This is a genomic window from Nannocystis pusilla (assembly GCF_020073745.1).
Lineage (GTDB): Bacteria > Myxococcota_A > Polyangia > Nannocystales > Nannocystaceae > Nannocystis > Nannocystis radixulma.
Map to the genome: position 1 here is coordinate 95,123 of NZ_JAIRAU010000045.1, position 25,097 is coordinate 120,219.

Consider the following 25,097-nt stretch of genomic DNA (forward strand, 5'->3'; position numbering starts at 1 on the left):
GCCACTGTAGCGGAGGCGGCGAGGCCGCCGGGCTGCGGCGGATGGTCGCAGCCCGACGTGGGGCCGCGAGGCGACGGGCCAGCCCACGCGCGGGGGCGGATCCGTGACGAGGACGGGTAAGGCGCGGCCCCATGCGCTGCGCACGGCTCGAGGTCGTGCGCACGCATTAATGGTTGTGCGCGATGCCGCGCCAATCCTATGACGGCACCGCCGTCAACGATCGACGGGTCATCGCTGCCGCGGCGTCTCCGCATTGCGTCGCCGCCGCCGGGGCGGGCAGACTTCATTCGAGCTGTCTGGGCGGGTGGGATGTGCGTGCCCGGCTGTATGTGACAGCGGCGCGTCAGTGCGCGATTCGAGGGCCCTTGTCTCACTATTTGTGCAGTGATTGCTCCTTTGTTCGCCCCTGCGCACCGGTGCAGGAAGCGTCCGAATCTGCGGCAGAGCAGCGTTCTGCCGTCGAGCCTGGTGTCTGACGGTGAAATGTGCGGACTCGCCGCCGGTGTGAATGCATCTAGCCACTCGACGAGACTGGAGTAAGTTGTGTCTCCATGCACTCCCGCCATTTCCTCCTGGCCCTCCAAGCCGGTCTGGGCATCGCCTGTTCGAGTGGAGCCGGAGTCAATTCCACGAATTCGAGCGGCGCGACCGGCTTCGGGAGCTACACGACATTCGTCACCACCGTGCAGACCGGCGCCGACCCGAACGGCGAATCGAGCAGCGGAGGGGGCACGCAAACGGGGACCGACAGCGGGACGACCGCGGACGGTGCGGCGCCGACCACGAGCGGCGGCGGCGGCGAGACGACGACGGGCAACCTGAGCGGGGCGTTCGAGACCAGCGGCGCGAGCACGGGCCCGGAGACGCCGACGACCACGAACGACGGGCCGCTGACGAGCGGCCCGGACGCGACGACCGAGCCGCCCGGCGGTTCGACGACGACGACCGGCGAGGCGCCTGGCGGCGACAGCAAGCCCCCGCCCGCCAACGCGACCGACGAGAACCTGCTGGTCGCGCTGATCGGCGATCAGGGCACCGGGAGCGACACCAAGGCGGTGTACCAGCTGATCCTCGCCGAGCAGGCCGACTTCGTCATCATCCTCGGCGACTTCGACTACGGCGACAACCCCGACGCGTGGGCGAGCGAGATGAACGGGGTCCTCGGCGACGACTTCCCGGTGTTCGCGGCGATCGGCAACCACGACAAGGACGCGTGGTCGGGCTACCAGAGCAAGCTGAAGTCCCGCCTGGCGAAGATGGAAGGGGCCTCGTGCGAGGGCGACCTCGGCGTCAAGTCGAGCTGTACGTACCGCGGGCTCCACTTCGTGCTGTCGGGCCTCGGCGTCAAGGGCTCCGACAGCGACCACGAGAAGCACATCGCCGAGGTGCTGGCGGCCGACGACCACCTGTGGAGCCTGTGCACGTTCCACAAGAACCAGCGCGACCTGCAGGCCGGCGACAAGCCCGACGACCTGACGTGGAAGGCGCTGCAGTCCTGCCAGAACGACGGGTCGATCATCGCCATGGCCCATGAGCACTCGTACGCGCGCACGCGCACGCTCACGGACATCGGTAACAGCGGTGCAGCACATGGTGCCACCGGGATGGCCGAATTGTTGGAGGTCGGACCGGGCCGCACGTTCTCGGTGGTGTCCGGCCTCGGCGGCAAGAGCATCCGCGACTACGAGTCCGGCCTGCACGACGGCGAGGACTGGTGGGCGTCGATCTACACCGGGAACTACTACCTGAAGAACGGGGTCGAGGTCGGCAACTTCGACGCCGACCACGGGGCGCTGTTCCTCCGCTTCTACGTCGGCGGCGACCCCAACGCGGCCCACGGCTACTTCAAGAACATCAAGGGCGACGTGATCGACGAGTTCGACATCATCCACAAATAGCGGCAGCCGCGTCAGCGCCAGGCGCTGAGATACGCGTTGTCGCGGGCGACGTCGTTGGCGATCGTGGTCGAGCGGCGGGGCGACAGGGAGGCGAATGGGTTGAGCGCGGGCGCGAGCAATGGGACGGCGCCGATGGCCTTCAACACCCGCGCCTCGCCGGCGGCCTCCCACCCGCGGTAGCTGGTGATCACGAACGGGACGCCGGAGCCGCGCAGCTCGAGCATGGTCTGCTTCCACGTCGGATAGAGGAGCAGGCCGCAGTCGTAGCCGATGACGAGCGCGGGCCGCCCGAGCCGCTGCCACAGGTCGCGCCGGTAGAGGCCGGGGACGGCGCGGATGCCGGGGCCGAGGTCGCCGGGCGCGAGCTCGGGCCCGACGAGCGTCAGCGCGAAGCGACGGCCGAGCAGGCGCCCCGCCTCGGACCACAGGGCGGGCGGGACGTCGCGCTCGCGCCGGGCGGCGGCCATGATGTGGATCTCGCAGACCTCGGAGGAGGTCTTGGGGACATGTTCCGAGAGCAAGGTTAGCACGTGCGCGAGGGTCAGCGGGCGCGTCGCCAGGTCGGTCATGCACCGGCGCTCGCTGGCGGCGAGGTCGGCGCCGAGGTAGTCGGCCCAGGAGGTCGGGACGGCGGCGCTGCTCGGCGCGCGCGCGAGGAGGGCGTCGGCGAGGCGCGGGTGCTCGGCGGCGAAGGCGAGGTCGTCGGCGATCGCCCGCAAATCGGCGCACACGGGCGCGTGCCAGCGGGCGTCGCGATCGCGGTGCTCGTCGCCGCAGTAGGCGACGCCGCGGCAGTACCCGCACGGGCGCGCCGGGCCGGCGCCGCACACGAGGCAGGCGAGGTCGGCCGAGGGCCCGGCGAGCCCGGGGGACGCGGCCTCGACCGCGGGCCGCGGCTCGAGGCGGGCCATCTTCTCGAGCTCGGCGCACTGACCGACGTAGTCGAGGAGGCGCGGCATCGCGGCGGCAGTGTAGTGCGGCGGCGTGGCAGGCGGGGGCCCGCTCGCCGTGAGCGGGCGTGGCGGGCGCGCCGCGCACGCGCAGGCGAGCCGCGCTATCATGCGGTGTCCCCGTGCAGTCGTCGCTCGAGACCCGCGCGCCCCGGTCCCCGCTCCTCGGGCCCGACGCGAGCGAGCGCGGCGCGGTCTTCACCCGGCCCGAGGTGGTCGAGGCGCTGCTCGACCTGGCGGACTACACGGCGGAGCGGCCGCTGCACCGCTGGGCGGTGCTCGAGCCGTCGTTCGGCGCGGGTGATTTTCTCCTGGCGATCGTCGAGCGCCTGCTGGCCGCGTGCGCGCGCGCAGGCCCGGGGCCGAAGGATGCGCGGCGCCTCGGCGAGGCCGTGCGCGGCGTCGAGGTCCACGCCGAGTCGTTCGCGGCGACGCGCGACCGCGTGCGCGCGCGCCTGCTCGCGTGGGGGGCGAGCCGCGCCGACGCCGAGTGGTTGTGCGACGCGTGGCTGCTCCGCGGCGACTTCCTGCTCGCGCCGCTCGAGCGCCGCTTCGACGTCGTCGTCGGCAACCCGCCGTACGTGCGCCAGGAGCGGATCCCCGAGGCGCTGCTCGCCGAGTACCGCCGGCGCTATCGCACGATCTACGACCGCGCCGATCTCTACGTGCCGTTCTTCGAGCGCGGGCTGCAGCTGCTGGCCGAGGGCGGGCGCCTGGCGTTCATCTGCGCCAACCGCTGGCTCAAGAACAAGTACGGCGGACCGCTGCGCGACCTCGTCGCCCGCGAGTTCCACCTGTCGCACTTCATCGACATGGAGGGGACCGACGCGTTTCAGTCGGAGGTGTTCGCGTATCCGGCGATCACGGTGATCCGCCGCGGCGCGGGCGAGGTGACGCGGATCGGTCGCCGGCCGCAGGGCGCGGGCGAGCTGCCGGCGGTGGTGCAGGCGATGACGACGCCGGGGCCGATCCGCGATCCGCGGGTCGAGGAGGTCGCGCAGGCGGTCCGCGGGGCCGACCCCTGGCTGCTCGACAGCGCCGATCAGCTCCGCGTGCTGCGCCGGCTCGAGCGTGACCACGTGGCGCTCGAGGACGCCGGGTGCGTGGTGGGGATCGGCGTGGCCACCGGGGCCGATCGGGTGTTCATCGCCGAGCTCGACGCGCTGCCGGTCGAGGCGGCGCGCAAGCTGCCGCTGGTGATGGCGGCGGACCTGCGCGGCGGGGCGATCGCGTGGAGCGGGCGGGCGATCGTCAATCCCTTCGAGCCCGACGGAGCGCTCGCCGATCTCGCCCGCTACCCGCGCTTCGCCGCGTACGTCCGCAGCCACCGCGAGGCGCTGCAGCGGCGCTACGTGGCCCAGCGGAGCCCGGCCGCGTGGTACCGGACCATCGACCGCGTCGACGTCGCGCTGACGCACACGCCCAAGCTGCTGATCCCCGACATCAAGGGCGAGCCGACGGTGGTGTTCGACGCGGGTCGCTATTACCCGCACCACAACCTCTATCACGTGACGTCGCCGACGTGGGACCTGCAGGCGCTGGCGACGATCCTGCGCTCGTCGCTGGCGGCCCTGTTCGTCGCCAACTACGGGATCAAGATGGCCGGCGGGTTCTTGCGGTTCCAGGCGCAGTACCTGCGGCGGATCTGCGTGCCGCGCTGGGCCGACCTGTCGGCGAAGAGCCGGGCGGCCTTGATCGCGGCGCCCGCCACCGACGCCGCGGCGATCGACCGCGCGGCGTTCGCCGCCTACGGGCTCACGCGGGCCGAGGCGGACACGGTCCGGCGCGCGGCGGCGACGATTCGCGTCGGGGGCAAGCGGTCGGTGTAAAAGGACATGTCTGCATGAGCATGTCTGCATGAGCATGTGCTTCAGGACATGCCCAAATGAGCGAGGGCGGCAACGGCTGGGGACGCGAGGGGCGTCGAGGCCGTGGCGGGGTCGAAGCCGGGCCTGTCCTGAAAGCCAGGCAGGCGATGGTCGTCTCTCCGATTGTCGCGTGTGGGTGATGATCATGTCCGAGGAGATCAGTGGAGCCGGCAGGGCGCGAGGAGCTCGGCGAGCGCGGCGTCGCTCGGCGGGCCTGCGGGTTCGGGGGTGGAGCAGAGGACGGCGGTGTCGCGCGCGGCCTCGGCGATCCGGGCCCGCTCGCCGGGCGTGAGGCGAGCGACGGCGACGAGGGTGTCGGCGACGTGATCGCCGTCGCTGCCGGCGGCGCCGTGGACCCGCAAGCAGCGGGTGGCGCGGGTGCCGGGCGGTAGTACGGCCTCGATTGCGCGGATGTCGGGCTCGCATACGGTCATGGCCAGGCGCTCGACGGTATAGGCGTAGCCGACGCAGCCGATCGGGTCGAAGGCGCGGACGCTGCGCTCGAAGTACTCGACCATGCGCATCGCGGTGGCCGGACGCACGCGCTCGACGACCCGCACGGGGTCGTAGCCGAGGTCGCGGAGGTCTCGCAGCGCGAGCAAGTCGTGGTCGCTCCCCTCGCGCGCGCGCTCGCGGGCCCACTTCGCCAGGACCTTGCGGCCGACCGCGGCGAAGCGCTCGGCGGCCAGTTCGAGCCGCGCGGGCGTGGAGTGGGTGAGGTGATAGAGGCCGGCGAGGCGAAAGGCCCAGCGCGTGGCGGTCAGCGGCGGGACCTCGGCCGGGCGCGCGTGCGGGAAGGCGGAGGCGACCGCGCGGTCGAGCAAGGTGCGGACGCGGGCGACGTCGCTGTCGCCAGGGTGGTACGGGGTCGTCGTCGAGGTCGCGTCGAGCATCTCGATCGCGTAGTGATCGAGGCGGTCACTTCGATCGGGACGATCGGCGACATCGTTCGAACACCTCCCATATGCGGAGGAAAAGCCAAGGATAACGAGGCGGTGCGCGTTCCCGGGGTCCGAGGCGGGTCCGAATCGGTGCGCGGGCGTCGCCTCCGCCGCTGAAGATCGGGAGCGCCCTCGGGCGAGTCCCGAGCTCGAGCACGGGTGAGATGTCCTTCAAGACATGTGGAGCTGGGTATGTCCCTCGGGTCAGGTCAGTTCAGGCCATGGCCTCTTCGAGGCCGGCGATCATCCACGCGAGCTGCTGGCGCTGTTCGGTGGACAGCGGGCCCCGGGCGGCCGCGGCGGCGAGTCCGTACCCCATACGGGCCGCGAGCTGGAGGGCCGCGAGCGAGCCGGCGGGGACGTGCGGGGCGAGGTGGCGGGCGAGGGCTCGCAGGGAGGCGATGGTGGCGAGGTCGTCGCGGGCGTCGGTGTCGAAGGGCGCGGGGGCCTCGGGGCGCTCGCGCAGCAGCTGCACGAGGCCGGCCAAATAATCGACGGTGGAGACGATCTTGTCGTAGTCGAGCCGGTCGGGGGTGTCGGTCGGCTGGTGATAGTGCTGCCAGCGGCCGCAGCTGAGGAACAGCACGGGGACGCCGGCCTGGCGGAAGGCGTAGTAGTCGCTGAGCGGCGGGAGGACGTCGAGGTCGGCGCGGCGCGGGTAGACGCCGCCGGCGATCGTGGCGGCGTCGACGAGCTCGCCGACGCCGGCGCTGAGCTCGGCGCCGAAGACGAACAGGGAGTTGCGGACCTCGCTGGGGAAGCTCGCGGGCCCGATCGCGTGGCCGCACAGGTCCATGCACACCATCATGTCGATGCTGGCGAGCGGCGCGGTCGGGTTGGCGACGTGGTACATCGAGCCCATGGTGCCGTGGAGGAAGTGCGGCATCTCCTCGCCGTCGTAGGCGGCGAGGATGACCCGCCGGCCGGGGCGCCCGCGCGCGACGAGCTCGCGCCCGACCTCGACGAGGATCGCCACGGCGGCGGCGTTGTCGTCGGCGCCCCAGAAGACGCAATCGTCGGCCGTCGCGCCCAAATGATCGTAGTGCGCGGCGACGACGATCGTGCGCTCGGCGAACGAACCGCGGCCCGGTACCTCGGCGAGGACGTTGGCGCCGCAGTTCGGGACGGGCTGCAAGTACCCGTCGATGCCGCCCGGCACGGCCCCGATCGCGCGGAACTCGTCGACGAGCCGCATGCGCGCGGCGATGCCACCAGGCGTGTCGGGCGCTCGCCCGGCGCACTCCGGCGAGCAGAGGTAGCGGACCAGATCCTCGATGCGGGCGCGTCGCTCGGAGGTTCGGCGTTGCATCCGGCGATCGTAGCGGACTTCGCCGGGCGGCGGAGGTCGGCGAAATAAGAGGTGCCCGGCCGCGTCGGCCGATATGTCGGGGTCCGTCGCAGGAAGCACCTATCGACGCGCGCGAGAAAGGCCAGCAGGGAAACGCCAGGAGCCAGGGAACATTGATTTGCCGGCCACAATGCGTTGTGGGCGAGAACGCTCGCGCGCGGGCCTGGTCCGTTGACCCCAGCGTCATCGTCGACCTACACTCGATCGTCACGGAGAGATGATGGCCGCGTTTCACGATCAATTTTTGAAGCTTGCAGAGCAGATCCGCAGGCGGCTGCCCCACGTCCATGGAGAAGAGTCCACGAAGCAGGCGTTGATCCTCCCCTTCATCGGCGCGCTTGGCTACGATATCTACGATCCGACCGAGATACGTCCGGAATACGTGGCGGACTTCGCCAAGAAGCGTCCAGGAGGCCCGGCGGAGAAGGTCGATTATGCCATCCACCTGGGCGGGACGCCGGTCATCTTCGTGGAGTGCAAGTCCGCCGACGTCGCGTTGCACAACTTCAGCGGCCAGCTCGCTCGCTATTTCAACGCGACACCGGCGTGCCCCGTCGCCGTGCTGACGAATGGCGTGAAGTATATGTTCTTCACCGACCTCGAGGAGAAGAACATCCTCGGTGAGAAGCCCTTCTTTGAGTTCGATGTTCTTTCGTTCACCGAGGCCGACGTCGAGGTGTTGGAGACGTTCTCGCGTGAGCGGTTCAACCCGGGTGGGGTGCGTGAGCAGGCGGAGGAGATCATCTACACGAGCAAGATCAGCGGCTACATGGGGTCGATCTTGCGAAATCCGCCCGAGAGCTTCACGCGCTTCGTCCTCGGCGAGCTCAGTGTCTTCGCCGGCAAGCGCCTCACGCCGAGGGTGATCGAGAAGTTCACACCGACGATCAAGCGCGCGATCCAGGCGACGTTGCTCGACATGGCGACGCGATCGATCAAGGATCAGGCTGAACCGAGGGCCGAGGCGCCGGTCCCGGCCGCTCCTCCGAAGCTCGAGGTCCCGACGGTCGCTCCGCCGCAGCCGGTGATCAAGATCGACGAGAAGCTGTGACGGCGCCCGCGGTGCCGAATATCGTCACGACAGGCGAAGAGCTGGAGGCGCTCGAGATCGTTCGATCGATCTGCGCCGACTCGCCGATGAGTTCGGGGGCGCCGATCCTGCACAAGGATACGGTCAATTGGTTCACGATCTCGACCATCTCGATTCGCCGCTGGTTCGTCAGGCTCCACTTCAATCAGCGTAAGAAGTCCATTTCCACCAAGGTGTCTCCAGAGAAGGCCAAATCGCTGTCACCAGGCTTCGAGGTGGAGAAGGGGTTCGTTTACATCAACACAGTGAAGGACCTGCATCGCCTGCGTCCGCTGCTGCTCCTCGCCTACGAAGAGGCCATCCGCCAGACAGAGCCCGCGGCTGATGCCGAGGCGGGCTAGGCTCCGCTTCTTGCGATCGATCTGCGCCGGCGGCGCGATCTTCCTGCTCCTGGTTCACGTGCTCGCGGCGCGCGTGACGGAATCGCCGCGGTCCGGCCACCTCCCTCGATTCCCAGCGCTCGGGCAACGAGGGTCGTGATAGAGAGGAGCGATGGCATCGGTCTCGCGGTTTGTGGCGCTCGGGCTCGTGTTCGGGGGTGGTCTCATCGCGCGCGAGGCGGCGGGGTGCCTCGACCTCGGCGATCCGTGCGGCACCTTCGACACGTGGACGACGGTCGAGGAGGTGTTCACGGCGCCGATCCCGATCGACGGGGTGATCGTGATGCGGGTGTCGGGGCCGTCGGGGGCGGCGCCGACGACGGACATCCTCGAGGTCGAGGTGACGCTGGACGGCATGCCGCTGGCGGGAGCGGTCGAGGACAGCGGGATCGACGGGGTGCTGCTGTGGCGGCCGGAGCTGCCGCTGACGGCGAATGCGACGCTGGTGGTGACGGGGACGATCCACAACGTCGAGTTCGTGCCGAACCTCGAGTTCTGCGGGGAAGAGTTCGTGCCGTTCGAGTTCGAGGTCGAGGTCGCGGGTGAGTCGATGCCGCCGCTCGCGCTGCCCGCGGTGATGACGAACGAGGCGCTCGCGGAGCCGCCGCTGTCGAGCCTCGTTCGGCTGGTGTGCTGCGACGGGGCGTTCCCCCGGGTGGAGTTCGCCGGCTGCGGGTCGAGCGAGCTGGTGGTCGACGAGGGGCACTGCGCGCCGCTCGACTGGGTCGGGGCGATGCAGGTGGAGGTGACGGGGACGGCGATCGCGGCGCCGGGAGCGGCGTCGATGATCGCGGCGGAGCTGCGCGCCGAGGGGAAGATGTGGGCGCCGAGCTTCTCCGGACCGGACGGGTTCGTGCTGCGGGCGCGCGAGACGGAGCCGTTCTGCGCCGAGGTGGTGCTGCGCAACCTGGCCAGCGGCGAGGAGGTGGTGGGGCCGCCGCAATGTCACGGGGATGCGCTGGCGAGCCAGCTCGGACCGCAGACGTTGACGGCCGAGTCGCCGGCGCTCGCGGCCTGTCAGGGCCAGCCGTACGTGTGCGAGACGGACGAGCTCGAGTCCGAGTGGGACCCCGACCGCTGCGCGGCGTGGCCGGCGATGGAGGGGAGCACGGGCGAGCCGACGACGGGCGCGCCGACGACCGGACCGGTCGAGCCGGGGACGACAGGGGCGACGACGGGGGCGACGAGTGATGCGAGCGGCGGGGCGACGACGGCGGCCGACGACGGGCTCGTCGAGCACGGTTGCGCCTGCGCGAGCGGGAGTGCGTCGTGGCGCGAGGCCTGGGCGCTGCTGGTGCTGGTGGGATTGCGGCGACGGCGACGCATTGAGTGAGACGGCGCGGCTGGGTGTGACTCCTGCCGACGAATCATGAGGGGACGGACGAAGGCGAGCCGGCTCAGGCGTCGCTGCGGAGCAGGCGATAGCCGGCCCACGCCAGCGCGGGGCCGTCCGGGCCGTCCTCGGCGGCGACGCGCTGGCCCTTGCCGCGGCCGATGCCGAAGATCGTCGCGTCGCGCGGGCCGGAGGGCGCGAGGGCGAAGCGGGCCAGGGTCGAGCTGGTGGCGAAGGCTTGCGGCAGCTCGAGGCGCAGCTCGAGGCCGCCGCCGACGTGCTCGAGGTGGGCGGCCTTGAAGGCGACGACCTCGCCGGGGGCGGCGTCGACGCGGTAGCGGCCGGCGCGGCGGAGCCAGTCCTCGGGGACAGGTCCTTCGGGACAGCGGACGCCGATGCGCGTCTCGATGCCGCGCACGGTGCTGGTGAGGACGTGGTAGCCGGCGCGGTCGGTGATGGTGACGTGAGAGTCGCGGTTGGCGGCGCTGTGGAACCCGCCGCCCTGCGCGGGGATCAGGGCGGTGTCGCCGAGCTCGGCGCGCGAGACCAGGCCGCCGTGCCCGAGCTCGAGGCGGACGACGTCGAAATCGTTGGCGTAGCGGCCGACGTGGCGCTGCAGCGCGACGGGGTCGAAGGCGGCGCGCGGGCGTGCCTCGCCGTCGCCGACGCTGGGCGGGAGGTCGAGGCCGTCGCGCTCGAGCAGGGCGGTCTGCAGGGCGTCGACGGCGAGGTCCTCGACGCCGCCGGCCTCGCGGAAGTTGGCGAGGACGGCGATGCCGAGGCCGCGGTCAGGCAGGACGAACAGGACGGCGCGGTGAGCGAAGGTGCGGCCGGTGTGCCAGCCGACGCGGCCGGCGTGGGCGAGGCCGACGTGCTTCAGCGCGAGGCCGAGGCCCCAGCGCTCGTCGCAGTCGAGCGGGCCGGCCGGTTGCGGGGTGAGCATGGCGGCGGCGAGGCCGTCGCCGGCGAGCAACCAGCGGAGCAGGGGGACGAGGTCGAGGACGCTGCCGTACATGCCGGCCGCCGGCTGCAGGCGCAGGCGCGGCTCGACCTCGCGGCGGCCGGCGCAGTAACCGGCGGCCAGCAGCGGCGGGGGATCGAAGCAAAGGGCGCTGGTGCCGAGGGTGTCGCGGGCGACGTCGAGGGCGTGGTCGGGGAATGGCTTTTCGGACATGCTGTCGAGGACATGTCCCATGAGGGTGTAGCCGACGTTGGAGTAGGCGTACCAGCGGTCGGGCGCGGCGATGAGCGGCTCGTCGGCGATCTCGTCGGCGACGAGCCGCCAGTCGGGCGGGCGCTCGCCGAGGCTGCCGCGGTGCCAGTCGGAGATCAGGCCGGAGCGGTGACAGAGGAGGTGGCGCAGGCGGACGGCGTCGACGCCGGGGGCGCGTAGCTGGGGGAGGTGCCGCTGCAGCGGGGCGTCGAGGTCGAGGGCGGCGCGGGCGTCGGCGCGCAGGGCGGTCAGGGCGGTGTAGAGCTTGGTGAGCGAGCCGATGGCGTAGACGGTGTCGGCGTCGGCGGGGCGGTGCGCCTCGCGGTCGGCCATGCCGAAGCCTCCCGCCCAGGCGAGCTCGCCGCGGTCGACGAGCGCGAGGCTGAGACCGACGACCGGCATCTTCTCGCGCCAGGCCTCGACGAGCGCGGCGACGGTCTCGCGCGTCTCGCTGAAGGCGAACCTCGGGGCGTGACCCGGGCGGCCGCAGGCGAGGGCCGCCGCGCCGGCGATGAAGCTGCGGCGACGCACCCGGCCATCGTACGCGAGCAGGGGAGCGGAGGCGACGGCGGGTCGCAGCGGCGCGGACGGGGCATCGGCGCCGAAGCTGGGGGAGAGGTCGCCGGCGCGACGCGGGGCGCGGAGGGATGAGGCTGGAGGAGAGGACGACAGCCGCCCGCCTCGCGGGCGAGGGCGAGGGCGAGCGCGTGTCGCGGGGGCGGCGGCTCGTGGCACGGTGGGCGCGGCGAACGAGATGTCCTTCGGGACATGTCATGAGCGCCCGCGAGGACGAGGCGGCAGGGCCCTGCGAGCGCGCGGGCGCGCCTTGATGGGCATGGGCGGCTGCGATAGCGTGGGCTCCACCGTGGATCGTCGCACCCTCCGCGTCGCCGACCTCGAGGTCCGTCTGCTCGGCGAGTCGCCGGGGCCGGGGGAGCGGCTGGCGTTCGCGGATGTGCGCGCGGCGTCGGCGTTCGTGGCCCGGCTGATGAGCGACGCGCGCGACGTCTTCGTGCTGCAGCAGCTCGCCGGCGAGCTCGATCACCGCGGCGGGGAGGACGTGGTGACGCGGCTCGCCGGGGCGCTGGTGAGCGGCCGGCTGGCGTTCACGCGGCCGGGGGCGGTCGCGCCGCCGCTCGTCGGGCCGCCCGGCGAGGAGAAGGAGGTTGACGAGCGCGCCGGCGAGGAGGCGTTCTCGACGCTGGAGGCGGGGCCGCCGACGCACTGGGTGGAGATCCAGCTGGTCGGCGAGGACGGCGAGGGGATCCCGGGCCAGCGCTACCGCATCGTCGCGCCCGACGGGGTCGAGTGGCGCGGCTTCACCGACTCCCTCGGCGTCGCGCGGATCAGCCGGATCCCCGCAGGCACCTGCGAGGTCTTTTTTCCCGACCTCGACGCCGACGCGTGGGAGCCGGCGTAGAGCCTCGGTGCCGATCGCGGCCGAACTGATTTCGTGCGATCCTGCGGGCCTCTCTCTCGCCGCAGGAGCTCGTCTTGTTCGTCCCGCTCACGATCCTCGACTTCATGCGCCGCGCCGAGCAGGTCTACGGCGACCGCGTCGGCGTGTTCGATGAACCGCAGCAGCCGGCGAGCTCGCTGGGGGCGTTGACGTATAAAAAGCTGGCGGCGCAGGCGCGGGCGCAGGCGGCCGGACTCGACGCGCTCGGGGTCGGGTTCGGCGAGCGGGTGGCGATCGTGTCGCACAACGCGGCGCGCATGCTGGTGTCGTTCTTCGGGGTCGCGGCCCACGGGCGGGCGCTGGTGCCGATCAACTTCCGCCTCAGCCCGGCCGAGATCGCGTACATCGTCGAGCACTCGGGGGCGTCGATGCTGCTGGTCGATCCGGAGCTCGACGCGGCGCTGGCGGAGGTGAATTGCGCGCGCCGGTTCGTGCTCGGCGCCGAGAGCGATCGGCTGCTGTTCCGCCACGACGCGACCCCGGCGATCTGGCAGGCCGACGAGAACGCGACGGCGACGATCAACTACACCAGCGGAACGACGGCGCGACCGAAAGGGGTACAGCTGACGCACCGCAACCTGTGGATCAACGCGACGACGTTCGCGCTGCACACGGCGGTCACCGACCGCGACGTGTACCTGCACACGTTGCCGATGTTCCACTGCAACGGCTGGGGGATGCCGTTCGCGCTGGCCGGGCTGGGCGCGGTGCAGCACGTGCTGCGCAAGATCGACGGTGCGGAGATCTTGCGGCGGGTGCAGGCGCACGGGGTGACGCTGATGTGCGGGGCGCCTGCGGTGTACAACGCGATCCTGGCGGCTGCGCAGCAGTGGCAGGGGCCGATCCCGGGGCGCGGGAAGGTGCGGGTGGTGTGTGCCGGGGCGCCGCCGCCGACGCGGACGATCGAGCGCGTGGAGGCGGAGCTCGGGTGGGAATTTATCCAGATCTACGGGCTCACCGAGACGTCGCCGCTGCTGACGATCAACCGCACGCGCGCGGAGTGGGACGCGCTGCCGGCTCACGAGCGCGCGGAGAAGCTCGGCCGCGCGGGCGCGCCGGCGCTGGGGACGGAGATCGAGGTCGACGCGCAGGGCGAGGTGCTGGCGCGCGGCAACACGGTGCTCGAGGGCTACTGGCGAGATCCCGCGGCGACGACGACGGCCCTGGCCGACGGGTGGTTCCACACCGGCGACGGCGGCCTGGTCGACCCGGAGGGCCATCTGGTGATCTCCGACCGCAAGAAGGACGTGATCATCAGCGGCGGCGAGAACGTGTCGTCGATCGAGGTCGAGGACGCGTTGTGCTCGCACCCGGCGGTGGCGGAGGCGGCCGTGATCGGCGTGCCCGACGAGAAGTGGGGCGAGACGGTCAAGGCGCTGGTGGTGCTGGCTCCCGGGCAGTCGGCCACCGAGGCCGAGCTCATCGCCCACTGCCGCCAGCGCCTGGCACACTACAAGTGCCCGACCTCGGTCGAGGTGCGCTCCGAGCTGGCGCGCACGTCGACCGGCAAGCTGCAGAAGTTTAAACTGCGCGCGCCGTACTGGGCCGGACGCGCGCGGCAGGTCAACTGAAGGGCGGGTCGCCCACCCCCGCGTCTCAGTACGGCTTGTCGCCCTTGGCGAGGACGAACGGGCTCGGCGGGGCGTGCACGCCGTTCACGGTGGTGCCGCCGTTGTGAATGGCCGGGAACATCGGCTGCATGTTCTGCGGGAAGCCGAAGGTCGGACGGGTGAGCGCCTCGAGGCGAGCCAGGTCGTCGGCGTGGAGCTTCACGTCGAGCGCCTTCACGTTGTCCTCGAGCTGCGCCAGGGTGCGCGCGCCGATGATCGTGGAGGTCACGCCGGGCCGGCCCTGCACCCACGCCAGCGCGACGCGGGCCACGGTGGTCTCGTGGGCCCTGGCGATCTCCTCGAGCGCGTCGACCAGGGCGAAGGTCTTCTCGTGGAGGAACGGCTCGAGGAACATGCCGCGGGCGGCCTTGACCGTGCCGGCGTTGGCGCGGGTGTACTTGCCGCTGAGCGCGCCGCTCTTCAGCGGCGACCACGGGGTGACGCCGAGCCCGAGCTCGAGCGCCATCGGCACCAGCTCCTGCTCGACCGAGCGCTCGAGCAGCGAGTACTCGATCTGCAGGCCGATGAACGCCGACCAGCCGCGGAACTGCGCGGTGACGTTGGCCTGGGCGATCTTCCACGCCGGGGTGTCCGAGACGCCGATGTAGCGGACCTTGCCGGCGCGCACGAGGTCCTCGAGCGCCGCCATCGTCTCGTCGATCGGCGTGTGCACGTCCCAGTTGTGCAGCCAGTACAGGTCGATGTAGTCGGTCTGCAGGCGACGCAGCGAGTTGTCGCATGCGGAGAGGATCGACTTGCGGCCCGAGCCGCCGCCGTTGGGATCGCCGGGGTAGAGGTTGCCGCTGAACTTGGTGGCGAGCACCAGGCGGTCGCGGCGCGCCGGGTGGCGGCCGACGTGGTCGCCGAGGATCTTCTCCGAGTGGCTCTTGGTGTAGAAGTTGGCGGTGTCGATGAAGTTGCCGCCGAGCTCGATGAAGCGGTCGAGGATCCGCTGCGACTCCTCGACGCTCGAACCCCAACCGAGGTCCTCGCCGAAGGTCATCGCACCGAGGCAGAACGGGCTCACGCGCAGGCCGGAGCGGCCGAGCGTCACATAATGGTCGAGTGGCATCGTGACTCCTGGTATGTTCGAGTTGGTTCAGCCTCGAACTGGTTCAACCTTGAACTGGTTTAGTGTTGAACTATCGGGAGCGCAAGAGGGGTCATGACGAAAATCGACGCCGCCAGGCTGTGGTCGCTCAATCACCGTTTGCTGATGTCCGTGATCGCCACGGTGGCGGCCGAGGTGGGCGCGCTGGGCCTCGAGGTCAAGGAGCTGTTCGTGCTGTCGGAGGTCGACGAGCACCCGTACCCGGCCGAGCTGGCGGCGGCGCTGGTGATGCCGAAGCCGACGATGACGCTGTACGTGAAGCGGCTCGAGGCGGCGGGCCTCCTCCGGCGCGAGATCGACCCCGACGACCTGCGCAAGCACCGGCTGGCGCTCACGCCCGCCGGACGCAAGGTGATGCAGCGGGGGATGACGCTGCTCGCCGACGCGTTCGCGGCGCGGGTGGGGCGCCTGAGCGCGGGCGAGCAGGCGCAGCTCCGCGGGCTGCTCGAGAAGCTGACGGGGTGAGGTCGATGTCCTTCAAGACATGCTCGAACGAGCATGCTCATCCGCTCACGGTGCCGCGCAGACGTCGGAGCGGATCAAGAAGCGCACGCCCTCGGGCGCCTCGAGCGAGAAGCCGGAGCCGCGGCCGGGGACGACGTCGAGGGTGAGGCGGGTGTGACGCCAGCGCTGGTACTGGTCGCCGCCGATGTAGAAGGGAGCGTCGCCGACGGTGCCGAGCAGGACGTCGCGGGCCCCTATTTTGAACTCGCCGGCGGGGTAGCACATCGGCGCGCTGCCGTCGCAGCAGCCGCCGGACTGATGGAACATCAGCGGGCCGTGCTGCTGCCGCAGCGCCGCGATCAGCGCCAGGGCGGCCGGGGTGGCGCTGATCGGGGCGTCGGTCATCAGAAGAACCCCATCGGCTTGGGGTCGTAGCTGACGAGCAGGTTCTTGGTCTGCTGGTAGTGGTTCAGCATCATGCGGTGGGTCTCGCGGCCGATGCCCGACTGCTTGTAGCCGCCGAACGTGGCGTGGGCCGGGTACAGGTGGTAGCAGTTGGTCCACACGCGGCCGGCGGCGATGTTGCGGCCGGCGCGGAAGGCCGTGTGGACGTCGCGGGTCCACACGCCGGCGCCGAGGCCGTAGAGCGTGTCGTTGGCCTGGGCGATCGCGTCGTCGAAGCCGTCGAAGCTGGCCACCGAGACCACCGGGCCGAAGATCTCTTCCTGGAAGATCCGCATCTTGTTGTGGCCCTCGAAGATCGTCGGCGCGACGTAGTAGCCGTCACCGAGGCCGTCGCCGAGGCGCACGCGCTCGCCGCCGGTGCGCACGCGGGCGCCCTCCTTCTTGCCGATGTCGATGTAGGCGAGGATCTTCTCCAGCTGGTCGTTGCTGGCCTGGGCGCCGATCATCGTCGTGGTGTCGAGCGGGTCGCCCTGGACGATCCGCCGGGTGCGCTCGGTCGCCAGCTCGAGGAAGGTGCCGTAGATCTTCTTGTCGACGAGCGCGCGCGAGGGGCAGGTGCAGACCTCGCCCTGGTTGAGCGCGAACATGGCGAAGCCCTCGAGCGCCTTCTGGCGGAAGTCGTCGTCGTGGTCGAGGATGTCGGCGAAGAACAGGTTGGGCGACTTGCCGCCGAGCTCGAGCGTCACCGGGATGATGTTCTCGGAGGCGTACTGCATGATGAGGCGGCCGGTGGTGGTCTCGCCGGTGAACGCGACCTTGGCCACGCGCGGGCTCTGGGCCAGCGGCTTGCCGGCCTCGATGCCGAAGCCGTTGACGATGTTGACGACGCCGGGCGGGAGGATCGATGAGGCGAGCTTGGCCCACAGCAGGATGGTCGCGGGGGTCTGTTCGGCCGGCTTGAGGACGACGCAGTTGCCGGCGGCGAGGGCGGGCGCGAGCTTCCACGCGGCCATGAGCAGCGGGAAGTTCCACGGGATGATCTGGCCGACGACGCCGAGCGGCTCCTTGAGGTGATAGGAGACGGTGTGCTCGTCGAGCTCGGCGAGCGTGCCCTCGTCGGCGCGGATGCAGCCGGCGAAGTAGCGGAAGTGGTCGATCGCAAGCGGCAGGTCGGCGGCCAGGGTCTCGCGGATCGGCTTGCCGTTGTCCCACGTCTCGGAGACGGCCAGCTCCTCGAGGTGCGCCTCCATGACGTCGGCGATCTTGTTGAGCAGGCGGGCCCGCTCGGCGGCCGGGGTCTTGCCCCACTTTTCTTTGGCGCCGTGGGCGGCGTTCAGCGCGAGGTCGATGTCCTCGGCGCTCGAGCGCGCGACCTCGCAGAAGGTTTGCCCGGTCACGGGGCTCGGGTTCTCGAAGTAGCGCCCCTGCACGGGGCGGACGAACTCGCCGCCGATGAAGTTGTCGTAGCGCGACTCGTAGCTGACCTTCGCGCCGGGAGTGTTGGGCCTGGCATATCGCATGTCGTCGGTGCTCCTCCGCCGGCCAAGATACTCCCGCGACGAGGCGCACGCGTGGGGCCTGCGACCGACACGCGGGCGAGGAGCGCGCTGCGCATCAGGAAAAGCTCAACGCGAGGCCAGGACGGGGCGCGGGCGGGCGATCGGGGCGCACGAAGTGCGCAGGCTGCTCAGCTCGGACGCGCGCCGCGGACGGCGAAGTCCTGCATGATCGGCGCGTACTGCTCCGGTGGCGGCAGGTCGGGGAACGAGTACACCGCCGGCGTGGTGACCCACGGCAGCTTCTCGGCCGTGCCGGTCTCCATGAAGGGGACGAACCACGCGTGCTCGTCGAGCATGGTGGGCCGCAGCACGACGAGGTGGTCGATGCCGTGGGGGCGGCCGAACAGCCACGACTTGCAGTGCGGGCAGTGGAAGTGGCGGTTCGGGCCGTGGAGGCCGCCGATCACCGGCTCGCCCGCGGTGACCTCGAAGCCGGCGGAGAGCAGCAGCAGGCTCAGCGAGAAGGCGCTGGCGGCCATGCGCTGGCAGCCGCGGCAGTGGCAGGCCATCGTGACGAGCGGCGGCGTGGTGACGCGGAACCGCACGCGGTCGCAGCGACAGCCGCCGGTCCAGGGGAGCTTCCAGTCGTTCGTCGTGTCGTCCATGATGATGCGGCAGGAATGGTGTGAGTCGGCGCCGGCGGCAGGCTGTCCGGAAGGGCAGGTGAGCGCGGCGCCTGCTTTCTACCTGTCCGGGGCGAGAAGACAAGCGCGGCGCAGCGAGCGTCGCGCCCGTGCGACCTGTCGTCGCGGCGGGCGACCTGTGGCACCATGCGCGGCATGTCGAGGCGTTGCCCGTGCGGTCGTCGCACCTACGAGAGCTGCTGCGGCCCGCTCCTCGTCGGCGCGCGCCCGGCCGAGACGGCGGAAGATCTGATGCGCAGCCGCTACACGGCGTATGTGGAAGGGGCGGTGGACTACCTCCTCCAGACCACAAGCGCGGCGGCGCGCGGGACGATCGACCGCCAGCAGCTCACCGCGTATTGTCGCGGGCTGCGAGGGATGTCGCTGACGATCGTCGAGACGGCCGCGGGCGGGCCCGCAGACGAGACCGGCGTGGTCGCGTTCGCGGCGGCGCTCAAGTCGGAGGGGCGCCGCTTCGTGCAGCGCGAGCGCAGCCGGTTCGTCCGCGAAGACGGACGATGGGTCTACGTCGACGGCGTGGTGCAGGGATAGCGGCGGGCGACGGCTCGGTGAGGCCCTGTTGACGGCCGGCGGGCCGTCGTCGACGTTGCGGCGATGGGCCATCGCCTTGTCGTCGTCGCACCATTCGCAGCTCTCCTGATGACCGTGCCGAATGCGGCCGAAGCGGCGGCGCCGTGCGACTGCGACCACGTGATCGAGCTGTCCGGGGAGGTCGTGAACGGCACCGACATGGGGGTGCAGCCGGGCGAGAGCGTGTGCGTCCGCGGCGGCGACCGGCCGTTCTTGCGCCTGCAACAGTTCATCGGCGAGGAGGACGCGCCGATCGAGATCCGCAACTGCGAGGGCCAGGTCAACATCGACAACAACGACAAGGGCTACGGCCTCACGGTCGACGGCTCGCGTCACGTGCGGGTGACCGGCTCGGCCGACCCGGAGATCCCGTACGGCTTCAAGGTGCGGGCGTCGCGGATGGGGCCCGACTATTCGGCGTTCGGGGTGGCGGTGGGCGACCTCAGCAGCGACGTCGAGATCGATCACATGGAGGTGTACGAGGCGGGCTTCGCCGGGGTGGTGATGAAGACCGAGTCGCGCTGCGACGGGTCGGCCAACCTCGGCAACTTCGTGATGTACAACTCGCGGCTTCACCACATGTACATCCACGACGTGCACGGCGAGGGCATCTACTTCGGCAGCACCGGCTACGGCGGGCGGGTGTTCACGTGCGACGGCCAGGAGGTGACGCTCTACCCGCACGAGCACCACGGGGCGTGGATCCACGACAACATCATCGAGAACACCGGCTGGGACGGGGCGCAGATCGGGGTGACGCCGAAAGACTGTCACTTCTATCGCAACACGATCAAGAACGTGGGCACCGCGGGCGAGCTGTACCAGCAGCAGGGCCTGCAGGTCGGCGGCGCGTCGAGTTGCAAGATCTGGGGCAACGTCCTGCTCGACGGCCCGACCAATGGCTTCTTCATCTTCGGCGCCGGCGACACGCAGCTTTACAACAACGTGGTCGCCAACTTCGCCGACTCCGGGATCTACATCAACGATCAGAACCTCAACATGGGGTCGAAGATCCAGGTCGCCCACAACACGGTGATCTCGTCGGGCGGCTGGGGGATCGCGGTGTTCGGGCCGATGCTCGGGCAGGGCTTCTTGCGCAACAACGCGGTGGCCGGGGCCGGGATGTCGCCGATCGGGATCGGCGGCGAGGTGCCCGACTTCATCGACGAGGGCAATCAGACGGCCGACGACCCGGGCGGCTGGGGGTTCGTCGACGCGGCGGGGCGCGACTTCCACCTGACGGAGGGCTCGTCGCTGCGCAACATCGGCTTCCCGGTGCCCGAGATCGAGATCGTCGACGACCTCGACGGGGTGCCGCGCGACGACGGTGCGCCCGACGTCGGCGCGTACGAGTACAGCGACACCGGGACGAGCGGGGATACGTCGACGTCGACGACCGACGACCCGACGGGCGGAGGGCCGGGGAGCGACAGCGAGTCGAACGGCGAGACGCAGGGCCCGACGAGCGGACCGTCGAGCGAGTCGGGCGGCGACAGCGAGTCAGGCGGTGACACGAACAGCCCGACGAGCGGCCCCGGCAGCGACAGCGAGGGGCCGAGCTCGGCGAGCGGCGGGACCGACGACGGCACGGCGGGCGCCGACGCGGCGACGGCCGGCGAGGGGAGCGAGGGCAGCAGCGACGGCTGCGCGTGCTCGAACAACGCGAACGCGGCGGCGGTGTGGCCGATGCTGCTGGTGCTGGCGGCGATCCGGCGCCGGCGAGCGATCGCTTGAGGAATTGCTGCGGGCGAATGCGCTCCCTGCAGCGCCCGCGAGTGCGGTGATTCCCCGCGGGTACCGTGAAGTGCCCGCAATTCCCCGCTGCACGGGCGATCTGGCCGAAAAAGCAGTACCCAAGGGGCTGGCGGCGTGCAAAGGTCGGGGCGTGGTGAAGATCCACAAGCTGGCGACCGAACGCGTCGATCGCCTGCACCGCACCCTGGACGTGCCGCAGGCCGATCGTCTGAGCAACATCCGCCAATTGGTGGCGGCGGTGCGCGACGGCATCGAACACGCGGGCACGCTGCTCGAGCTGCTCGACGTCGACCGGCGGCACTTCCTGTACTACCGCCAGGCGGCGGTGATCCTCGGGGTGGTCGAGTTCAACGCGCGCGGCGAGCTGCTGGTGACGTCGCTGGGGCAGCGCCTGCTGGCCACGGGGGAGGGCTCGCGCGAGGAGCGGCAGGTGTTCGCGGAGGCGGTCGGGCTGGCGCGAGCGCTGCGGCCGTTCGCGTCGTTCTTCACCGGCGAGGCGCTCGACCTGGCGACGCTGACGCGCCGGCTCGAGGTGTTGACGGGGCTGTCGCGGACGACGGCGGAGCGGCGGGCGCACACGCTGATCAAGTGGCGGCGCTACATCCAGGGGCCCGACGCGGCGGCGCCCGGCGGGCTCGAGCTCGGTGACCCCGCGCCGCAGATCGAGGCCCTGGTGGCGCGTCACAACGCGCTGGTGAAGCAGCAAACGCTGCAGTGGTTGATGGGGGTCGAGCCGCGCAAGTTCGAGGCGATCGTGGCCGACCTGCTGCGCGCGATGGGCTACGTCGACGTCGAGCAGCGCGGCGGGCCGCTCGACGGCGGGGTCGACGTGGTCGCGGCGCGCATCGACGGCTGGGGCCACCGCTCGCGGATCGCCGTGCAGGCCAAGCGCTACGCCGGGGCCGTGGGCCGCCGCTACGTCGACGAGCTGCTGGGCGCGTTCCGCCGCCAGCAATTCTCGGAGGCGCTGCTGGTGACGACGTCGGACTTCTCGCCGCAGGCGAACGGGGCGGCCCACGGCGAGCCGAACCTCAAGCTGGTCGACGGGCCGAAGTTCGTCGACATGCTGGCGGCCCACGGGGTGCTGCTGCGCGTCGGACGCTTCGGTGAGCTCAAGCGCCACGGGTCGTGAAGGGCGTGCAAGCGGCGGCGGTTCGGCGCAAGATCGGGGCGTGAACCCGCCGCTCCGTCTCGCCACCTTCGCCGACGCGCCCGCGCTGCGCGAGCTGATCGCCACCTCGGCGCGCGCGCTGCAACAGCACGACTACTCGGCGGCGCAGATCGAGGCGGCGCTGCGCTCGGCCTACGGGGTCGACTCGCAGCTCATCACCGACGGGACGTACTTCGTGGCCGAGGCCGAGGGCGCGCCGGTGGCGTGCGGCGGCTGGAGCTTCCGGCGCACGCTGTTCGGCGGCGACGACCAGCCGGGGCGCCAGGCCGACCGCCTCGACCCCGCGCGCGAGGCGGCGCGGATCCGTGCGTTCTTCGTCCACCCGGGGTGGGCCCGCCGCGGGCTCGGCTCGGCGATCCTCGGCCGCTGCGAGGCCGAGGCCCGCGCGGCCGGCTTCGCCGCGGCGGAGCTGATGGCGACCCTCCCGGGCGTGCGTCTGTACGCGGCGCTCGGCTACGAGGCCGCGGCGGCGCAGGAGGTGCCGCTCGCGGGCGGGCTGACGATCACGTTCGTGCCGATGCGCAAGGCCCTGAGCTGAGCGGGCGCAGGATTGATATTGTGTCCTTCGGGACATGTGGCCGGTCGGGCGGGGAAAATGTTCGTTGGGCCGGCCCGACGGCGAATATGCGGCCTGCGCCGAGCTGGCCGCTCGCTTCAATTGACCGCGCGGGCGAGCGTTCGCCCGGTATGTGCATTGCCGTCGCCCGCTCGCGGCATTCGTGGCGCCGTCGCCCGCCTGCGGGCGGGGGCGGTGATGTGGTGAATCGCCGGGAATCGTGGGAATCGACGGCACGTCGCGGCCTCGACGGCGCCGAATCGGTCGGCGCAGGCCCTGGCCGGCGTCCGGGCCGGGCGGGGGTCGCGGCTCGGGAGCGGCGCGACGGGCTCGGCCTGGCCGGCGGGCGCGAATGTCCATACTGTGATGGTGAGCACAATCGGGGCCGCGCCGCCGCTGCGGCGGAGAACGGGCGCCGATCGACGGCGGACTGAACATATCGCCGGCATTTCGGCGAGGCGGCGTCCGTTCCGGGTCGCCGTCAGACTCACGACATTCCCCGAGGAGGCCGCCGACGCGAGGCGCGGGCCCCTCGCCGACGACCAAGGAGTGCGAGTGATGTTCATCCAATCGAAGCGACGGTTCTACGCGGGCCTGTTGACGGCGGGGCTGGTGCTCGGCTGCGCGCTCTCGGAAGTCGACGACGACGACGACGCCGTGGCCGTCTGCGCGGTGGACGAGGACGACACCGACTGCGACGTGTGCATCAAGACGGGCTGCTGCGGCGCCTACTCCTCGTGCCAGAACGACCCGAATTGCATCTGCGTGCTCAACTGCGCCAACGAGAACCAGCCGCGCGAGGTGTGCGCCACCCGCTGCAACGTCAGCACCACGGAGATCTCCGACGTGCTGACGGTCCTCGCCGGCACCGACCAGACCTGCACGGTCCAGTGCGACGACGAGTGCGCGGTGTACGGCTTCGTCGACGACGACGGCATCTGACCCAAGAGCTCTGACGCAACAGAGGAGAGGTTCGCGCGGGGTCGACATGAGGTCGCCCCCGCGCGATGTCTTGCCGATCCTTTTAAGAAAAATAGTATGTCCTGGAGGACATGTCTGCGAAGGCGCTCGCGGCGGCGACCGGGCCTCGTGGGGCGGGCGTGGCGCGAATTCGCGCAGAACTCGTGAGGCCGAGCGCGGCCGGGTGGTGGTAGAAGGCGGACGGCATGTTGATGTCGGCGCACGAGTACGTCGCCTGGATGGCCCGGCTCGGGCGGTTCTCCGAGTCGGCGGCGGCGCCGGAGCACGACCCGCGGGTGTGCGCGAGCTACTTGCAACTGCACGCGCGCTGGCTCGCCGCGCCGCTCGACGGGCCGATCGTGGCGGGGCAGGACGGCGTCGGGCTCTACCGCGACCCGCTGGCGCCGGGGGCGTTCGGGTGGGCGCTCGTCGGCGCGCTGTCGCATCCGGTGGTGCCGCTGTCGGCCGCGGAGATCGTGGCGAGGGCGCCGGCGATCGCGGCGACGCTGGCGGACGAGTGCGGCGAGGCGATCGTCATGACCGACACCTTCGAGGCGGCGGAGGCGCTGGCTCCGGGTGCGCCGGGCGGGGAGCGATTCGCCTGGCTGGCGAGCCCGCGCGCCCGCTTCGGCGACGAATTCGCCGGCTACCTGGCGTCGCTCACCGCCGATCGCCGCCGCGCCGCGCGCGAGCTGCTGGCGCGCTTCGACGAGGGCGAGGGCTTTCGCTTCGCGCTGTCCCCGGATCCGCCGAGCGAGGCCGAGCTGACGTGGATCGCCGAACAGCTGACGCGACAATGGGGGGAGGACGCCGCATACGCGCTGGCGCAGCACCTGTGGCCGGTGGCGGTCGCCGGGGTGCGGCCGGGCCAGGCGCTGTTCATGCGGGTGTTCGTCGGCGACCGGCTGGCGTACTTCAACGGGTACCTGGTGCGCGGGCCGGTGATCACGTCGCAGTCGACGAGCCGCGACCTCGAGGTGCACCGCGACGGGCTCGGGGTCGTCATCGACCTCAAGGCGATCGCGCGGCTGGTCGACGCGTTCCCGGCGATCCGCTGCCTCGACCCGACGTGCCGCACCGGGCTCGACGACCCACCGTCGATCGGCGTGGCCAAGCGCAAGGTCGTCAACGAGGACGCGTACAAGCCGGTGCTGATCGTCGGCGCGCCGGCGCAGGAGTTCGCGGCCGGGCTGCCGCGATTCGACGCGAGGCTCGGGTGGGTGCCGGGGACGACGGCGATCGTCGGGAGGCGATTGTGAGGCCCTCGAAGCGGCCGCCGCGATTGACGGCGGCGATCGTGCGCCGGCTGGCGGCCGAGCTGGAGGGCCGGCGCGCGGGCGCGGGGCTGCGGGCGTTCGTGATGACGGCGGCGGACATCCCGGAGGTCGCGGCGATGAGCGCGGCGGCGTTCGGCGAGGAGGCGCTGACGCCGGCGAAGCTGCGGTTCTACCTCGAGCGGGCGCACGCGCTGGCGATCGGGCTGCGGCGCGGGGGGACGATCGTCAGCTACACGCTGGTCGAGCTCAATCGCGGGCAGCGGCGGGTGTACGTGGTCGAGACGTGCACGCGGGCCGGCGAGCAGGGCCGCGGCCACGCGTCGTGGCTGCGCGCGCGCATGGCCGCGATCGCGTACCGGCTCGGCTATCGCACGCAGACGACCCACGTGCGCCTGTCGAACACGGCGGCGCAGGAGCTCAATCGGCGCGCGGGGATGGTGCTGGTGCGGGAGATCGCCGATTATTACGATGATGGCGAGACCGGGCTGTACCTGGCGCGACCGCTGACGGCGGCCGACGACGCTTGAATGGTACATGGGACATGTCCTCTCGGGC

At 71.3% G+C, this 25,097-nt stretch carries 23 protein-coding genes; 15 read left to right on the top strand and 8 right to left on the bottom strand.

Annotated features, from left to right (window positions below; all coding sequences use genetic code 11):
• The first annotated feature begins 551 nt into the window (after nt 1–551).
• Nucleotides 552–1,898: a metallophosphoesterase gene (locus tag K7C98_RS32545; protein WP_224195726.1), complete on the top strand. Its 1,347-nt coding sequence runs from the start codon at nt 552–554 to the stop codon at nt 1,896–1,898.
• A gap of 11 nt (nt 1,899–1,909) precedes the next feature.
• On the opposite strand, the gene K7C98_RS32550 is transcribed toward K7C98_RS32545, so the two are convergent.
• The gene (locus tag K7C98_RS32550) at nt 1,910–2,857 is read right to left on the bottom strand and encodes an MSS51 C-terminal domain-containing protein (protein WP_224195727.1); all 948 of its coding nucleotides are present in this window, start codon (nt 2,855–2,857) and stop codon (nt 1,910–1,912) included.
• 113 nt (nt 2,858–2,970) lie between these two features.
• On the opposite strand from K7C98_RS32550, the gene K7C98_RS45140 reads away from it, so the two are divergent.
• Nucleotides 2,971–4,677, top strand: a complete 1,707-nt coding sequence (locus K7C98_RS45140) for an Eco57I restriction-modification methylase domain-containing protein (protein WP_224195728.1) — start codon at nt 2,971–2,973, stop codon at nt 4,675–4,677.
• 197 nt (nt 4,678–4,874) lie between these two features.
• On the opposite strand, the gene K7C98_RS32560 is transcribed toward K7C98_RS45140, so the two are convergent.
• Both K7C98_RS32560 and K7C98_RS32565 read right to left on the bottom strand, forming a co-directional pair.
• The gene (locus K7C98_RS32560) at nt 4,875–5,609 is read right to left on the bottom strand and encodes a hypothetical protein (RefSeq protein ID WP_224195729.1); all 735 of its coding nucleotides are present in this window, start codon (nt 5,607–5,609) and stop codon (nt 4,875–4,877) included.
• Between the two features lie 262 nt (nt 5,610–5,871).
• Nucleotides 5,872–6,966: a M28 family peptidase gene (locus K7C98_RS32565; protein ID WP_224195730.1), complete on the bottom strand. Its 1,095-nt coding sequence runs from the start codon at nt 6,964–6,966 to the stop codon at nt 5,872–5,874.
• A 259-nt stretch (nt 6,967–7,225) separates the two neighbouring features.
• Here K7C98_RS32565 and K7C98_RS32570 point away from each other — a divergent pair, with 259 nt between their 5' ends.
• The 3 genes from K7C98_RS32570 to K7C98_RS32580 all read left to right on the top strand — a co-directional run bounded on the left by K7C98_RS32570 (nt 7,226) and on the right by K7C98_RS32580 (nt 9,808).
• On the top strand, nt 7,226–8,056 hold the full coding sequence (locus K7C98_RS32570; protein ID WP_224195731.1) for a type I restriction enzyme HsdR N-terminal domain-containing protein: 831 nt from the start codon (nt 7,226–7,228) through the stop codon (nt 8,054–8,056).
• A complete protein-coding gene (locus tag K7C98_RS32575) occupies nt 8,053–8,436 on the top strand; it encodes a hypothetical protein (protein WP_224195732.1) in 384 nt (127 codons plus the stop codon). Before K7C98_RS32570 ends, K7C98_RS32575 begins: the two co-directional genes overlap by 4 nt.
• A 151-nt stretch (nt 8,437–8,587) precedes the next feature.
• Nucleotides 8,588–9,808: a hypothetical protein gene (locus tag K7C98_RS32580; protein ID WP_224195733.1), complete on the top strand. Its 1,221-nt coding sequence runs from the start codon at nt 8,588–8,590 to the stop codon at nt 9,806–9,808.
• Nucleotides 9,809–9,872: 64 nt separating this feature from the next.
• Here K7C98_RS32580 and K7C98_RS32585 read toward each other — a convergent pair whose 3' ends face one another.
• Nucleotides 9,873–11,552: a serine hydrolase domain-containing protein gene (locus K7C98_RS32585; RefSeq protein ID WP_224195734.1), complete on the bottom strand. Its 1,680-nt coding sequence runs from the start codon at nt 11,550–11,552 to the stop codon at nt 9,873–9,875.
• A gap of 334 nt (nt 11,553–11,886) precedes the next feature.
• Between K7C98_RS32585 and K7C98_RS32590 the strand changes: the two genes are divergently transcribed.
• A complete protein-coding gene (locus K7C98_RS32590; protein ID WP_224195735.1) occupies nt 11,887–12,441 on the top strand; it encodes a hypothetical protein in 555 nt (184 codons plus the stop codon).
• Between the two features lie 74 nt (nt 12,442–12,515).
• On the top strand, nt 12,516–14,051 hold the full coding sequence (locus K7C98_RS32595; RefSeq protein WP_224195736.1) for an AMP-binding protein: 1,536 nt from the start codon (nt 12,516–12,518) through the stop codon (nt 14,049–14,051).
• 25 nt (nt 14,052–14,076) lie between these two features.
• On the opposite strand, the gene K7C98_RS32600 is transcribed toward K7C98_RS32595, so the two are convergent.
• Nucleotides 14,077–15,162, bottom strand: a complete 1,086-nt coding sequence (locus K7C98_RS32600) for an aldo/keto reductase (RefSeq protein ID WP_224195737.1) — start codon at nt 15,160–15,162, stop codon at nt 14,077–14,079.
• Between the two features lie 93 nt (nt 15,163–15,255).
• Here K7C98_RS32600 and K7C98_RS32605 point away from each other — a divergent pair, with 93 nt between their 5' ends.
• Nucleotides 15,256–15,666 carry a MarR family winged helix-turn-helix transcriptional regulator gene (locus K7C98_RS32605; protein ID WP_224195738.1) on the top strand — a complete coding sequence of 137 codons (411 nt, stop codon included), beginning with the start codon at nt 15,256–15,258 and terminating at the stop codon, nt 15,664–15,666.
• Nucleotides 15,667–15,711: 45 nt separating this feature from the next.
• Here K7C98_RS32605 and K7C98_RS32610 read toward each other — a convergent pair whose 3' ends face one another.
• From K7C98_RS32610 to K7C98_RS32620, 3 genes are all read right to left on the bottom strand, one after another.
• Nucleotides 15,712–16,050: a DUF779 domain-containing protein gene (locus K7C98_RS32610; RefSeq protein WP_224195739.1), complete on the bottom strand. Its 339-nt coding sequence runs from the start codon at nt 16,048–16,050 to the stop codon at nt 15,712–15,714.
• Nucleotides 16,050–17,570 carry an acetaldehyde dehydrogenase ExaC gene (gene exaC / locus K7C98_RS32615; protein ID WP_224195740.1) on the bottom strand — a complete coding sequence of 507 codons (1,521 nt, stop codon included), beginning with the start codon at nt 17,568–17,570 and terminating at the stop codon, nt 16,050–16,052. The genes K7C98_RS32610 and exaC overlap by 1 nt, the downstream gene beginning before the upstream one ends.
• A gap of 167 nt (nt 17,571–17,737) precedes the next feature.
• Nucleotides 17,738–18,214 (bottom strand): GFA family protein, encoded by a 477-nt coding sequence (locus K7C98_RS32620; protein ID WP_224195741.1) that lies wholly within the window; start codon nt 18,212–18,214, stop codon nt 17,738–17,740.
• Between the two features lie 174 nt (nt 18,215–18,388).
• Between K7C98_RS32620 and K7C98_RS32625 the strand changes: the two genes are divergently transcribed.
• The 7 genes from K7C98_RS32625 (at nt 18,389) to K7C98_RS32655 (ending at nt 25,069) form a co-directional block, all read left to right on the top strand.
• Nucleotides 18,389–18,784, top strand: a complete 396-nt coding sequence (locus K7C98_RS32625; RefSeq protein WP_224195742.1) for a YchJ family protein — start codon at nt 18,389–18,391, stop codon at nt 18,782–18,784.
• A gap of 114 nt (nt 18,785–18,898) precedes the next feature.
• Entirely contained in the window at nt 18,899–20,557 is a 1,659-nt protein-coding gene (locus tag K7C98_RS32630; RefSeq protein ID WP_224195743.1) for a right-handed parallel beta-helix repeat-containing protein, read from the top strand.
• A gap of 151 nt (nt 20,558–20,708) precedes the next feature.
• Nucleotides 20,709–21,710 carry a restriction endonuclease gene (locus K7C98_RS45145; RefSeq protein ID WP_224195744.1) on the top strand — a complete coding sequence of 334 codons (1,002 nt, stop codon included), beginning with the start codon at nt 20,709–20,711 and terminating at the stop codon, nt 21,708–21,710.
• Nucleotides 21,711–21,750: 40 nt separating this feature from the next.
• The gene (locus K7C98_RS32640) at nt 21,751–22,287 is read left to right on the top strand and encodes a GNAT family N-acetyltransferase (protein ID WP_224195745.1); all 537 of its coding nucleotides are present in this window, start codon (nt 21,751–21,753) and stop codon (nt 22,285–22,287) included.
• A 576-nt stretch (nt 22,288–22,863) separates the two neighbouring features.
• Nucleotides 22,864–23,247, top strand: a complete 384-nt coding sequence (locus K7C98_RS32645; protein ID WP_224195746.1) for a hypothetical protein — start codon at nt 22,864–22,866, stop codon at nt 23,245–23,247.
• Between the two features lie 224 nt (nt 23,248–23,471).
• Nucleotides 23,472–24,524, top strand: a complete 1,053-nt coding sequence (locus K7C98_RS32650) for a hypothetical protein (RefSeq protein WP_224195747.1) — start codon at nt 23,472–23,474, stop codon at nt 24,522–24,524.
• Nucleotides 24,521–25,069, top strand: coding sequence for a GNAT family N-acetyltransferase (locus K7C98_RS32655; RefSeq protein WP_224195748.1), 549 nt, complete (start codon nt 24,521–24,523; stop codon nt 25,067–25,069). Before K7C98_RS32650 ends, K7C98_RS32655 begins: the two co-directional genes overlap by 4 nt.
• Nucleotides 25,070–25,097: the final 28 nt, after the last annotated feature.

Coding starts and splice junctions, on each gene's coding strand:
- K7C98_RS32545 (WP_224195726.1), top strand. CDS start 552: ATGCACTCCCGCCATTTCCTCCTGGCCCTCCAAGCCGGTCTGGGCATC.
- K7C98_RS32550 (WP_224195727.1), bottom strand. CDS start 2,857: ATGCCGCGCCTCCTCGACTACGTCGGTCAGTGCGCCGAGCTCGAGAAG.
- K7C98_RS32560 (WP_224195729.1), bottom strand. CDS start 5,609: ATGCTCGACGCGACCTCGACGACGACCCCGTACCACCCTGGCGACAGC.
- K7C98_RS32565 (WP_224195730.1), bottom strand. CDS start 6,966: ATGCAACGCCGAACCTCCGAGCGACGCGCCCGCATCGAGGATCTGGTC.
- K7C98_RS32570 (WP_224195731.1), top strand. CDS start 7,226: ATGGCCGCGTTTCACGATCAATTTTTGAAGCTTGCAGAGCAGATCCGC.
- K7C98_RS32580 (WP_224195733.1), top strand. CDS start 8,588: ATGGCATCGGTCTCGCGGTTTGTGGCGCTCGGGCTCGTGTTCGGGGGT.
- K7C98_RS32600 (WP_224195737.1), bottom strand. CDS start 15,162: ATGCCACTCGACCATTATGTGACGCTCGGCCGCTCCGGCCTGCGCGTG.
- K7C98_RS32605 (WP_224195738.1), top strand. CDS start 15,256: ATGACGAAAATCGACGCCGCCAGGCTGTGGTCGCTCAATCACCGTTTG.
- K7C98_RS32610 (WP_224195739.1), bottom strand. CDS start 16,050: ATGACCGACGCCCCGATCAGCGCCACCCCGGCCGCCCTGGCGCTGATC.
- exaC (WP_224195740.1), bottom strand. CDS start 17,570: ATGCGATATGCCAGGCCCAACACTCCCGGCGCGAAGGTCAGCTACGAG.
- K7C98_RS32620 (WP_224195741.1), bottom strand. CDS start 18,214: ATGGACGACACGACGAACGACTGGAAGCTCCCCTGGACCGGCGGCTGT.
- K7C98_RS32625 (WP_224195742.1), top strand. CDS start 18,389: ATGTCGAGGCGTTGCCCGTGCGGTCGTCGCACCTACGAGAGCTGCTGC.
- K7C98_RS32645 (WP_224195746.1), top strand. CDS start 22,864: ATGTTCATCCAATCGAAGCGACGGTTCTACGCGGGCCTGTTGACGGCG.
- K7C98_RS32650 (WP_224195747.1), top strand. CDS start 23,472: ATGTTGATGTCGGCGCACGAGTACGTCGCCTGGATGGCCCGGCTCGGG.